This window comes from Xanthomonas sp. 4461, assembly GCF_024806475.1.
Taxonomy (GTDB): Bacteria; Pseudomonadota; Gammaproteobacteria; order Xanthomonadales; family Xanthomonadaceae; genus Xanthomonas; species Xanthomonas arboricola_F.
The window spans coordinates 1179527-1192118 of record NZ_JANTYV010000001.1 but is presented as its reverse complement, the minus strand read 5'-3'; the positions used below and the strand labels follow the sequence as shown (position 1 = coordinate 1192118).

At 66.3% G+C, this 12592-nt stretch carries 10 protein-coding genes; 8 read left to right on the top strand and 2 right to left on the bottom strand.

Features of this window, described 5'->3' with window-relative positions; all coding sequences use genetic code 11:
- The first annotated feature begins 153 nt into the window (after positions 1-153).
- From FHY19_RS05105 to FHY19_RS05070, 8 genes are all read left to right on the top strand, one after another.
- Positions 154-624, top strand: a complete 471-nt coding sequence (locus FHY19_RS05105) for a hypothetical protein (RefSeq protein WP_259162564.1) — start codon at positions 154-156, stop codon at positions 622-624.
- Between the two features lie 183 nt (positions 625-807).
- Positions 808-3591: a DUF2339 domain-containing protein gene (locus FHY19_RS05100; protein WP_259162563.1), complete on the top strand. Its 2784-nt coding sequence runs from the start codon at positions 808-810 to the stop codon at positions 3589-3591.
- On the top strand, positions 3588-4934 hold the full coding sequence (locus FHY19_RS05095) for a DUF3999 domain-containing protein (protein WP_259162559.1): 1347 nt from the start codon (positions 3588-3590) through the stop codon (positions 4932-4934). Before FHY19_RS05100 ends, FHY19_RS05095 begins: the two co-directional genes overlap by 4 nt.
- A 454-nt stretch (positions 4935-5388) precedes the next feature.
- Entirely contained in the window at positions 5389-6564 is a 1176-nt protein-coding gene (locus FHY19_RS05090) for a phosphoglycerate kinase (protein ID WP_259162557.1), read from the top strand.
- Complete coding sequence (locus tag FHY19_RS05085; protein ID WP_259162556.1) at positions 6561-7208, top strand: HAD family hydrolase; 648 nt, start codon at positions 6561-6563, stop codon at positions 7206-7208. The genes FHY19_RS05090 and FHY19_RS05085 overlap by 4 nt, the downstream gene beginning before the upstream one ends.
- 256 nt (positions 7209-7464) lie before the next feature.
- Positions 7465-8931 (top strand): pyruvate kinase, encoded by a 1467-nt coding sequence (pyk, locus tag FHY19_RS05080; protein ID WP_259156076.1) that lies wholly within the window; start codon positions 7465-7467, stop codon positions 8929-8931.
- 295 nt (positions 8932-9226) lie between these two features.
- Positions 9227-9412: a hypothetical protein gene (locus tag FHY19_RS05075; protein WP_259162554.1), complete on the top strand. Its 186-nt coding sequence runs from the start codon at positions 9227-9229 to the stop codon at positions 9410-9412.
- Positions 9413-9599: 187 nt separating this feature from the next.
- On the top strand, positions 9600-10604 hold the full coding sequence (locus tag FHY19_RS05070; RefSeq protein WP_259162552.1) for a class I fructose-bisphosphate aldolase: 1005 nt from the start codon (positions 9600-9602) through the stop codon (positions 10602-10604).
- 426 nt (positions 10605-11030) lie between these two features.
- On the opposite strand, the gene FHY19_RS05065 is transcribed toward FHY19_RS05070, so the two are convergent.
- Together FHY19_RS05065 and FHY19_RS05060 are read right to left on the bottom strand one after the other, a co-directional pair.
- Complete coding sequence (locus FHY19_RS05065) at positions 11031-11570, bottom strand: O-acetyl-ADP-ribose deacetylase (protein ID WP_259156071.1); 540 nt, start codon at positions 11568-11570, stop codon at positions 11031-11033.
- A gap of 266 nt (positions 11571-11836) precedes the next feature.
- Complete coding sequence (locus tag FHY19_RS05060) at positions 11837-12343, bottom strand: isoprenylcysteine carboxylmethyltransferase family protein (RefSeq protein ID WP_259156069.1); 507 nt, start codon at positions 12341-12343, stop codon at positions 11837-11839.
- Between the last annotated feature and the right edge of the window lie 249 nt (positions 12344-12592).

Sequence of the window (12592 nt, the reverse complement as noted above, 5' to 3'; positions counted from 1 at the left end):
CCGGAATGTGATGTGTGCATGTATCGCTGCTTCGTCGTTGCTACGAGAAGTGGACTTTGAGAGGCTCACGTGCGCTAATTTGCGGGCACGGCGGTCGTTCCCGTGTCGTGTACGAGGGACCGGGGAACTCCATGGATCGAGAGAGAAAAACTAATGAATAAGTTTCTGGCGGGCGTATTGGCGCTCGGTGTGGTGATTGCGGTGTCGGCTCCGTCGAACACTTGGGCAGCGAAAAAGCAGACCGGTACGCCGGCCTGGATGAATGCCGATGGCGAGGTGATCAAGTCGTCCGATGTCGAGGCGGGCTATGGCGAAACGGTCAAGGGCATCAACGATTACGAAGGCGAAATCACCGGCAAGCCGGCGCCTGACAGCAAGTTCACTCAGCTGAAGATCGGCATGCCGATGAAGCAGGTCACCGATCTGATTGGTCAACCGAATGACCAAGGTTCCTACGTGACCGGCAAGGCGTTTATCCCATTCTTCTTCGGTGGCGACCGCTACCGTTATGAGATGGCCTACAAGGGCCAGGGGCGCCTGGTGTTCGCCGGCAAGTCGATGGATACCGGCGGCAACCTGATCTGGATCATCCATAACAAGAACGACAGCGGCTACCGCGAATAAGGTTCAAGCGCCCGGTTCTTCCGGGCGTTTTTTTGGCGGGCATGTCCGTGCATGTCGCCAACGTGTGCGGATGCCGCTGACGGCATCGCGTCGCTGCGCTTCAGGCAGCGATTGGCTGCCCAGAGGCGTCCTGAGCCTGTATGGTTCGCGCATTCGGCCGGATGCCGACTCAGGGGTTGTGCGTTGGAAACGATAATCGTGCTGGTGGCGCTGTTGCTGCTTGCGGTGCCGGTGGGCGTGGTGATCGCGCTGGTATGGATCGCCGGGCTGCGGCGGCGCGTGGATGCGCTGGAACAGCGGCTTGCGCAATGGCAGGCGGGCAGTGCGCCTGCGGCCGATAGGCCGGTCTCTGCGCCGGCCGACGCATGGGGGCAGCCGGGCGACCGGTCCGCATCCGACCTGCCCACATCCAGCGCGGCGGCGACCGATGTGCCCAATGCGACCGATCGCACCGCGGCGTCTGCGCCCGGGACATCGCTGCCGCCCACACTGCCTGCATACACGCCTGCAGCGTCGGTTGCCGGGCAGACACAGCAGGTGCCGCCTGCGTCCAGCCAGCAAGCCCCGTTGCCGTCGGAGCCGCAAGCAGCACCACCGCAACCGCAGCACCTGCCTGCGCCCGCATCGCAACCGGACCCGATCACGCGTGCCATCGGCGCGGTCAAACGCTGGTTCACCGAAGGCAATGTGCCGGTCAAGGTGGGCATGTTGGTGTTGCTGGCCGGCGTGGCGTCGTTGTTGAAGTACGCCAGCGATCAGGGCTGGATGCGCATGCCGGTGGAGCTGCGCTTGGCCGGCATCAGCGTGCTAGCACTGGCTGGTCTGGTGTTTGGCTGGAAGCAGCGGTTGCGGCGGCCCGGGTTTGCGTTGGCATTGCAAGGTGGCGCCATCGGCGGCTTGCTACTGACCGTGTTCGCGGCCTTCAAATTGTATGGCTTGCTGGGTGCCGGGCTGGCGCTGGGCATCAGCGTGGTGCTGATTGCCGGCATGTGCGTGCTGGCGGTGGTGCAGGACTCGCGCACCCTGGCGGTACTGGGTGTGTTGGCGGGCTTCCTCGCGCCGATCTGGCTGTCCACCGGCAGCGGCAATCATGTCGGGCTGTTTTCGTATTACGCCGTGCTCAACGCCGGCATCGTGGCGATCGCGTGGACGCGGCCGTGGCGGGTACTCAACCTGCTTGGGTTCGCCTTTACCTTCGGCATCGGCACGCTGTGGGGCGCGCTGCAGTACACCCCTGCAAAATTCGCCAGCACCGAGCCGTTCCTGTTGCTGTTCTTCGCCATGTACGTCGCGATTCCGGTCCTGCATGCGCGGCGCGGCGACGGCAGTGCGGGCAAGCTCATCGATGGCAGCCTGTTGTTCGGCACGCCCTTGGTCGCCTTTGCGTTGCAGGCGCGTTTGCTGGAAGGCGATCGCCTGCCCTTGGCGTTGTGTGCTCTCGCCGTGGCTGCGCTGTATGCCGGCCTGGCGAGCTGGTTACTGCGGCGTGCCTCCACGCGCTTGCTGGGCCAGGCGCACGCGATGCTGGCCGTGGGGTTTGCGACGTTGGCGGTGCCGTTGGCGTTGTCGGCGCGGGCCACCGCCAGCGTGTTCGCGCTGGAAGGCGTCGGGTTGTTGTGGCTGGGCCTGCGTCAGCAGCGACGCATCCCGCAGGTCAGTGGCGTGGCATTGCAGCTGCTGGCGGCGGTGGGCGTGGCCTTCGGCGTGGATGCGTGGCGCTACGACAGCGTGGCGGTGGCCAATGCCACCTGCATGAGCAGCCTGCTGATCGCCATCGCCGGCTGGGCCAGTGCCTGGTTCCTGCGCGATGCGGGTCATCGGCGGAGCGCGCTGGTGGCGTATCTGTGGGGGCTGGGCTGGTGGACGCTGTGCGGGGTGCACGACATCCTGCGCTTTGCCGGCGATCTGCGCAGCGAGCCGGATCTGCTGCTGGGCTTTGTCGCGCTCAGTGTGTGGCTGGCGGCCGAGGTGCATCGCCGTCGCCCCGCAGCTGCATTGGTCTGGACGGTGATGGCCGGACTGGCGCTGGCCGCGCCGCTGGCGCTGTGGCAGAACCACGCGCATACGCAGCCGTTCGCGCACTGGGGGGCGACTGTCTGGCTGGCGTTTGCGCTGGCCGGCGCGCGGGCATTGTGGTGCCTGCGCGCGCAGGCCGGCGCTGGCGCCGTGGTCGCGCAGTTCATCTGGTGGCTGTTGTGGCCGTTGGTGGTGTCGTTGGGGATGGCCTGGTTGGCCGATGTCTTTGCGCTTGCCAATGGCTGGCGCTGCGCCTTGCTGGGGCTGCCGTGGCTTGCCGTGGCGACGGTGGGATTGCTGCGCTGGTCGTGGCTGACCTGGCCGCAAGGGGCGCGCTTCGATCCTGCACGCAGCGGCCTGCTGAGCTGCGTGTTCGCGGTGCTGGGGATCGGTTGGCTGCTGGCATTGCTGGATCCGGTCAGCGCCGCGCCACTGCCGTGGGTGCCCTTGCTCAATCCGGCCGAACTGGCGCAGCTGGCGGTGCTTGCGCTGATTGCGCGCTGGGCGTGGTCGACACACGCGCCAACGATCCTGCAAGCGCGTCGCGTCACTGCGCTCGGCGTACTGGGTTGGGTGCTGATTACTGGCAGCACCTTGCACAGCGTGCATCACTGGGGCGGTGTGCCGTGGAATGCCGCGCTGGTCGGCGCGACGGTGTCGCAGACCAGCCTGACCATCGTGTGGAGCGTGTTGGGCGTGCTGGGCTGGGTGATCGGCTCGCGTCGCGGGCAGCGCGGGCTGTGGCTGGGTGGTGCCTTGCTGATGGGCCTGGTGCTGGCCAAGCTGGTGCTGGTCGATCGCCAGCATCTGGGCAATCTGCTCGGCATCGGCTCGTTCATGGCCTACGGCCTGTTGTGTACGGTGGTCGGCTACCTGGCGCCGGCGCCGCCGCGTCCGGTGATTGAAGAACGCGTTGCCGACGACGACGGCGCGGCAAAGGATCAGGCATGAGCAAGAAGCATTGGGGATGGGTGCTGCTGGTACCGCTGCTGGCGCAGGCGGCCGATGTGCGGCAGGACTATCGGCAGCAATGGCCGCTGCAGGTGGCCGGTTCCGACGCCGGCCTGTACCAGCTGACCTTGAGCGAGGCGGTGTATCGCAGTGCGGTCGATGCGGGCCTGGGCGATGTCACGGTGATCGATGCGCGCGGCGAAGAAATGCCGACCGCACCGCTGCCGGCCGCTGCTGTGCCGGCCGCATCGCGTCGGCAGCGGTTGCCGTTGTTCGCATTGCCTCAAGGAGCCACGCCGGCCAACGGCGATCTGCAGTTGATTGCCGAGCGCGATGCCAGTGGTGCGGTGCGCCGGCTGGAAGGCCGCTTTGCGACCGGTGCGCCAGCAGCCTCCGGCGCCGGCGGCAGCTGGTTGCTCGACGCCAGCGCCCTGCGCGAGCGCCCGCGTGCGTTGTGGCTGGATTGGGAGGGCAATACGCCGGTGCAGGCGCAGTTGCGTGTGGAAGGGAGCGACGACCTGCGCGATTGGCGTGTGCTTGCCTCCGAGGCGACGGTGATGGCCCTGGACAACCAGGCGCAGCGGCTGCAGCAACGCCGGATCGTGCTGGACGACGGCGCGCGCTACCTGCGCATCGTGCCGACGTCGGGCGCCTTGCCGCGGTTGCATGCGGTCGATGCGGAAGTGGATGGCGTGGTCGCTCCTGCCCAACTGTCCTGGCTGGACCTGCAGGGCACTGCACACGAAACCGGCGTGACCTATGTGGTGCCCGGCCGTTTTCCGATCACGCAGCTGGATGTCGGCGGCGGCCTGGCCGAGGCGGTGGAATGGATCGTGGAAAGCCGCGATGCCGACGATGCGCCGTGGCTGCGTCGCGCCGGGCCATGGTTGGCGTATCGGCTGGGCAATGGCGCCTCGCCACCGCAGGGGTTGTCTGCGCCGGTGCGCGATCGTCAATGGCGATTGGTGGCTGCTCAGGGCCGCAGTACTGCGGTGCCGACCCTGCGCGCGGGATATCAGCCGGAGCGGCTGATGTTTCTTGCCCAGGGGCAGCCGCCGTATGCGCTGGTCGCTGGCAGCGCGCGCGTGCACCGTGGCGAGGCGCCACTGGGCTCGATGCTGCAGGCACTGCGGCAGCAGCGGGGGATGCAGTGGCAGCCCGTGCAGGCCAGCATGGCCGTGCAGGCACAGCCGCTTGCCGGCGATGCGGCGCTACAACCGGCCGCCACCCCGCGCGACTGGAAACAGTGGCTGCTCTGGGGCCTGCTGATCGGGGGTGCCCTGCTGGTTGGCGGTTTTGCGGTCAGCCTGCTGCGCAACTCCGGTACGGAGCGGCCGCGCTAACGCTGCGATGTCGTGTGCTTGCCAACCGTGTGCAGGCGATGCGGGTTTGCCGCTTTGCTGCGAAGGCCGGACAATGGGTATCCCCCGTCGCCGAGGCAGCCGCATTGCCCGTCGTGTTCGACCGACCAGAGTTCGCGCCCTCCGCCGTTGCGGCGGCGGCGTCCGCCCAGCGCACCACCCGGTTGCGGTACGGCGGGCCGATTCCGGGCCCTGATGGCCCGATCCCCGCCGCCAAGACAGTCGCATTGCCTGTGGTCTCCGAGCCACTGCCGTCCCTGTCTGCTGCACGTGCAATGGCGGCCTCGTGGTGGACGGCGGCGCCCCGTCAAGCTGGCGCAGTAGCGCCATTGCTCCGCGCACAGAGCGTGTACGCACGCGCGGCGCCGTATACCAATCCCTAATCCCTAATCCCTAATCCCTAATCCCTAATCCCCAGACTTAGCGAGCCAAGCCCATGTCCATCGTCCGTATGACCGACCTCGATCTCTCCGGCAAGCGCGTGCTGATCCGCCAGGATCTCAACGTGCCGATCGACAACGGCCAGATCACCTCCGAGCAGCGCATCACCGCCTCGGTGCCCACCATCCAGCTGGCGCTGGAAAAAGGTGCGGCGGTGATGGTCACCTCGCACCTGGGCCGCCCCAAGGAAGGCAGCTGGAGCGAAGAAGATTCGCTGGCGCCGGTGGCCGCACGCCTGACCGCGCTGCTGGGCGTGGACGTGCCGCTGGTGCGCGACTGGGTCGACGGCGTGGAGGTGGCGCCGGGCCAGGTGGTGCTGCTGGAAAACTGCCGCATGAACGTCGGCGAGGGCAAGGACGACGAGACCCTGGCGCGCAAGTACGCCGCGCTGTGCGATGTGTTCGTCATGGACGCCTTCGGCACCGCGCATCGCGCGCAGGCCTCCACCCATGGGGTGATCCGCTTCGCGCCGGTGGCCGCTGGCGGCCCGCTGCTGATGGCCGAACTCGATGCGCTGGCCAAGGCACTAGACAACCCGGCCAAGCCGCTGCTGGCGATCGTGGCCGGCAGCAAGGTGTCCACCAAGCTGGAGCTGCTGTCCAACCTGGTCAACAAGGTCGACCAGCTGATCGTCGGTGGCGGCATCGCCAACACCTTCATCGCCGCGGCTGGGCATGACGTGGGCAAATCCTTGAACGAGCCGGATCTGATTCCCACCGCCAACCAGATCGTGGCCGACGCCAAGACGCGCGGCGCCGAGATCCCGCTGCCCACCGACGTGGTCGTTGCCAAGCAGTTCCTGCCCGATGCGCAAGCCACGGTGAAGTCGCTCGATGCCGTCGAGGCGGACGATCTGATCCTGGATATCGGCCCGCAGACCGCGCAGCGCTACGCCGAGCTGATCGCCAAGGCCGGCACGGTGGTGTGGAACGGGCCGGTCGGCGTGTTCGAATTCGAGCCCTTCAGCCACGGCACCGAAACCCTGGCGCGTGCGATCGCCGCCTCCAAGACGTTCTCGATCGCCGGTGGTGGCGACACCCTGGCCGCGGTGGACAAGTACGACATCGCCAAGGACGTCACCTACATCTCCACCGGCGGCGGCGCGTTCCTGGAATTCCTGGAAGGCAAGACCCTGCCTGCCGTGGCGGCGCTCGAGGCGCGCGGCAAGTGAGTGCAGCCACGTTGTTCTTCGATCTGGACGGCACCCTGGTGGATTCGGAACCGGGCATCGTTGCCAGCATCGCGCATGCCTTCGAGACGGTGGGCCAGCCGCGTCCTTCGCCGCAGACCCTGCGCGCCTGGATCGGCCCCCCACTGCGCGACAGCTTCACCGAGTGCTTCCCCGACGATCCGGCGCTGGTGCAACGCGCGCTCGGCGTCTACCGCGAGCGTTACGACGCGGTGGGCTGGACCGAGCTCAGCGTGTTCGACGGCATCGGCGAGGTGGTCGCCGGCCTGCAGCGCGCCGGCCATCGTCTGGCGGTGGTCACCTCCAAGAACGAGCGTTATGCACGCCGCATCGTCGAGCACCTGCCGTTCGGTGCCTGCTTCGAGAACGTGATCGGTGCCAGCGAAGATGGCGAACGCCGCTTCAAGCCGGACCTGATCGCCGAAGCATTGCGTCGTCTGGAGATCGACAAGACCGGCTGCGTGATGATCGGCGACCGGCGCATGGATATCGATGGCGCCAATCACCACGGCATCCATAGCATCGGTGTGCTGTGGGGCTTCGGCGACGAAGCCGAGCTGCGCGCTGCAGGCGCCGGCGCGATTGCGCATACGCCTGCGCAACTGACGCAGCTGATCCACGCATGAGCTCAGCGCACCGACCGTGGCGCTCGCTTGGTCGCTGCCAGTGCGCTGCGCAAGGTGGTTCAACAGATTGCTCTTCACTGCCACCGGGTTAGGGTGGCGGCCGCATCGCGTTGCCCGCTGCAACGCGTGCGTCAACGCACGTACTGTCCCGCACTGTCCGTAAGACATGCCGGAATACGAGGGTGGCTATGCCGCAATGCCATCCTCGGTACGTGACGTGTGTGTTAAGTTTCGCGGCTTTTACAGGGAGGCCATCATGAAAGAACGTCAACGCCGCACCAAGATCCTCGCCACCCTCGGACCGGCAACGGACGCGCCCGGTGTGCTGGACGCTTTGTTCAAGGCGGGCGTCAACGTGGTGCGCCTCAACTTCAGCCACGGCGACCCGTCCGGCCAGGCCAAGCGCGCCGCCGAAGTGCGTGCCGCCGCTGCGCGCGCCGGTGCCGAAGTGGGCATCCTGGCCGACCTGCCTGGCCCGAAGATCCGTATCGAACGCTTTGCCGAGGGCAAGATCAAGCTGACCATGGGCGAGCGCTTCGACCTGGTGGCCGATGCCAATGCGCCGGCCGGCGACCAGCACCAGGTGGGCGTGAGCTACCTGGGGCTGCCGCAGGACGTGGTGGCCGGCGACGTGCTGCTGCTCGACGATGGCCTGGTGCAGTTGCAGGTCACCGACGTGCAGGGCGCGCGCATCGTCACCACCGTGCTCAACGACGGCGTGCTGTCCGACCGCAAGGGCTTGAACAAGCAGGGCGGCGGTCTGTCGCTGGGTGCGCTGACCGAGCGCGACAAGGAGCTGATCGGCATCGTCGCCAAGATCGGCGTGGACTTCATCGCGGTATCGTTCTGCCGCAATGCGCAGGACATGCACGACGCGCGTCAGATCGCCCAGCAGCACGGCTGCGATGCGCAGCTGGTGTCCAAGATCGAGCGCACCGAAGCGATCGAGAACCTGGTCGAGATCGTCGAAGCCTCCGACGTGGTGATGGTGGCGCGCGGCGATCTGGGCGTGGAAATCGGCGATGCCGAATTGCCGGGCCTGCAGAAGAAGATCATTCGCGAGTCGCTGGCGCAGAACAAGGTGGTGATCACCGCCACGCAGATGCTGCAGTCGATGGTCGAAAGCCCGATCCCGACCCGCGCCGAAGTGCTGGACGTGGCCAATGCGGTCATCGACGGTACCGATGCGGTGATGTTGTCTGCCGAGACTGCCGCCGGTGCCTATCCGGTCCGCGCGGTGGAAGCGATGGCACGCATCTGTCTCGGCGCCGAGCACCAGTTCGAATTCGATACCGACTTCGAAGCGGCGCAACGCAATCTGCAGCGCGCCGACCAGGCGATCGCGATGGCGACCATGTTCCTGTCCGAGCACATCGGTCTGGGCGGCGTGGTGGCGTTGACCGAATCCGGCGGCACGCCGCGCTTCCTGTCGCGCTTCCGCTCCAACATGCCGATCTACGCCTTCACCCGTCACGATGGCGCGCGTCGTCAGATGGCGATGATGCGCGGCGTGTTCCCGATCAGCTTCGACAGTCGTGGCCTGACCCCGCGCGAAGCCGCCCGCGCGGCGATCCGCCTGCTGGTGGAAAACGAGCGCATGGGCCCGGGCGACCGCGTGGTGTTCACCAGCGGCGAGCACATGGAAATGCACGGCGCCACCAACACGCTGCGTCTGCTGGAAGTGGGCGAAGACGGCCGCGCGACCGGCCTGGGCGAGCTGTAGTCCCTGTCGACGGTAGCCGGCGCATGACCTGAGCCGGAAGACGTCACACGCAACGGCGGCCCCAGGGCCGCCGTTGTGCTGTGTGGAGATGCCGGGCGCGGGCAAGCGCCCGGCCCTGGTCTGATTGGTGCTAACGGCGGTCTCCTGCGAATGCCCGGTTCGTGCAACATCGCTGCCGCGCTGCCTGGCGGCAGGTAGGACGCGCCATGTGTGTCGCAAGGCGAAACCTGCCCACGACGGCGATTCGTTTTTCCGGCCCGTCGACGAAACGAAGAGATGGCGAACGACGCGCGGTGTGACCGGATCGGTGACGACGAAGGAGGCGCTCGGCGTCACGTTGGTAGCGCATGCCGCAGGCAGCTCCATGCAACAGACCAACACCCGCAAACGCCAGCCAACGCATGCGTGGCGCATGTTCAACCTCATTGGCGCAATGCATCAGCACCGCAAGCAACAAGCTGCACGTCATGCTCAGCTTTGACGAATCCCGAATCCCGAATCCCGAATCCCGCATCCCGAATCCCGCATCCCGAATCCCGCGATGCGCGTCGCGCCACACATCCTGTCACGCAGGCAAGGTGTAATCGGTTGCAGGCATTCCGTGAAGGAATGTGTACGACTTTCGTCGCTATACTTTCGTTCTCCCCCGCAGCTGCCACAGGAACTACATGAGCATCGAACAGCTTGCCGAAACCGCCCAGGCCATGGTCGCCCCGGGCAAGGGCATCATCGCCATCGACGAATCGACCAGCACGATCGCCAAGCGTTTTGCCAGCGTCGGCATCGAGAATATCGAAGAAAACCGTCGCGCCTACCGCGAACTGCTGCTGACCACGCCCAAGCTGAGCGATTACATCTCCGGCGCCATCCTGTTCGACGAGACCATCCGTCAGAAGACCAGGGACGGCGTGCCGTTCGCCAAGTACATGGCCGAGCACGGCATCATCCCGGGCATCAAGGTCGACAAGGGCGCGCAGCCGCTGGCCGGCATGCCGGGCGAACTGGTCACCGAAGGTCTGGACGGCCTGCGCGCGCGTCTGGAGGAGTACTACACGCTGGGCGCGCGTTTCGCCAAGTGGCGTGCGGTCATCAACATCGGCGAAGACATCCCGTCCGGCACCTGCATCGAGGCCAACTCGCATGCGCTGGCGCGTTATGCGGCGCTGTGCCAGGAGCAGGGCCTGGTGCCGATGGTCGAGCCGGAAGTGATCATGGACGGCAACCACGACATCGAGACCTGCTACGAGGTCACCGAAGCCACGCTGCGTTCGCTGTTCGGCGCGCTGTACGAGCAGAACGTCGTGCTCGAAGGCACCATCCTGAAGGCTTCGATGGTCATCTCCGGCAAGGGCTGCGAAGAGCAGGCCAGCGTGGAGGAAGTGGCCGAGTCCACCGTGATGTGCCTGAAGTCGACCGTGCCGGCGATCCTGCCGGGTATCGTGTTCCTGTCCGGCGGCCAGACCGACGAGCAGTCCACCGCGCACCTCAACGAAATGCACCAGCTCGGCAACCTGCCGTGGCCGCTGAGCTTCTCCTACGGCCGCGCGATGCAGCAGGCTGCGCTGAAGCTGTGGGCCAAGGACATGACCGGCAACTTCGCCAAGGCGCAGCAGATCATCTATGAGCGCGCCAAGGAAAATGGCCTGGCGGCGCTGGGCAAGTGGAAGGGCTGATCGGTTGATCGCGGCCGCAGGGCCGCGTCGTCCGTAAACCAGAACGCCGGCAGCGATGCCGGCGTTTTTTATTGCATGTCCACGCGCGGATCGACCGAGCTGTGGGTCAGCCCGGAGCAGCGCATTTAGATAACTGCGCAGACGTGGGCGGGGGCCGCCGCTCCCGGGTTGGCATGCACGATGCGGATACGGTGTCTGCTGCGCCCGTCTGCCCGTCTGCCCGCCTGCGACGCACAGCTACATCGCTGACGATGGTTTGTTTGCGCTCCCGGTGCGACAGGGCAATGCCATGCCATGCATCGAGTCAGCTGCACAGCGTTCGCTGCACATCGATTATCTCTGGGTCGAGGGACGATGCAACGCGAGTTGCCAAAACGCAACGAGCGCCTTGCGGCGCTCGTCAGTGCAACCTGCAGGACACAGCGCTCAGGCAGCGGCGGTGTCCTGCGTTGCCAGTGCCTGCTGATATGCCTTGTAGGTTGCCTCGTTATAGGCCACCAGCACGATGTGCTTGGGCACCTTGTGCGAGCGCTGCCAGTCGCGCGTTTCAGTGACCGCAATCCGTGCAGCCTGGTACAGCGGATAGCCGTAGATGCCGCAGCTGATGGCCGGGAACGCGATCGAATGCAGCATCATCTGCTCGGCAAGCTTGAGCGACTGCCAGTAGCAGTTGGCCAGCTGCTCCGGCTCGTTGTGCTTGCCGTCGCGCCATACCGGCCCGACCGTATGAAATACGTGGCGCGCCTTCAGGTCGAACCCGTCGGTGATGCGGATTTCGCCGGTGGGGCAGCGCACGCCCGGGCGCACCTGCGGCAGCGCCTCGCAGGCTTGCAGCAGGCGCGGGCCGGCGGCACGGTGGATGGCGCCATCGACGCCACCACCGCCCAGCAGTGATTCGTTTGCGGCGTTGACGATGACGTCAACGTCCAGTTCGGTGATGTCGCCTTGCCAGACTTCGATTCTCATGGCGCGATAGTTATGGGATTTGAATGATGAACGCGTGATGGGGTCAGGCGTCGCGGAGCCCCACGCTAGGGGCCATTCATCTCACCCGCGGCGACAGCCGCGAACGGCGCTGGAGGCGCAGCAAGGATCGACCGACAGCGCGGCTTTCCGGCGAAACAGGCGCGCCAGCGATTGGAATAATTTATCGCCGGCGCAAGGGTGTTGCCGGCGCCCATGACGGTCAGGTCGGCATCGCATCGCGACCCGGCGCGTCCGGTGCGTGCGCCTCAGAGCCAGCGGCGCACGCGCGTGCGGTACTCGCTGTAGGCACGGCCGAATTCGGCGTGCAAGCGGCCTTCTTCGAACGGGATCAGGTAGAACTGCAGCCCCAGCCACGGTAGCGGCAACAACAGCACGCCCCACAGATATCCCATCTGCACGGTCAAGCCCAGATAGCTGAGGATCAGGGCCAGATACATCGGGTTACGGGTGAAGCGGTATGGCCCGGTGAGCACCAGCCGCGAGGGCTGGCCGCTCGGCAGGATGGTGGTGCGACGGCGCGCAAACAGCACAAAGCAGTTCACCGCCAGCGCAAGTCCCAGGCAGGCAACGATGCCGCCGAGCAGTTCGATCCAGGCCAACAGCTCCGGCGGCGGCAACGGCAGGTCGAACCGCCGCTGCAGCCAGGCACCCAGGGCCAGCGTCACAGCGAAGTGCACGGGCGAGGTGATCATCACCAGCCACGGCGCGCGTGCGTTGCGCGTGCCGCCGTGTCCGTACGATTGCTTGCTCACCACACTCTCCCTGCAGAACGGCGGACATCCTAACGTTTCCTTGACACGTAGGGGAATGCATCACCGCAACGCAATGTGTGGCCGGGAGCGAGGTATGGCAGCGGGACTGGAGGCAGGAACATCGAGTCCGGTGCGGCGCGTTGCGAGCGCGTTCCGGGGTTGGCGTGCGCTGGTCTGAAGCAATACCGTGCCCAGCACGGCCGGACATCCACGTTTGCCGGTCACCGCCACACCCACCTCGTCATTGCT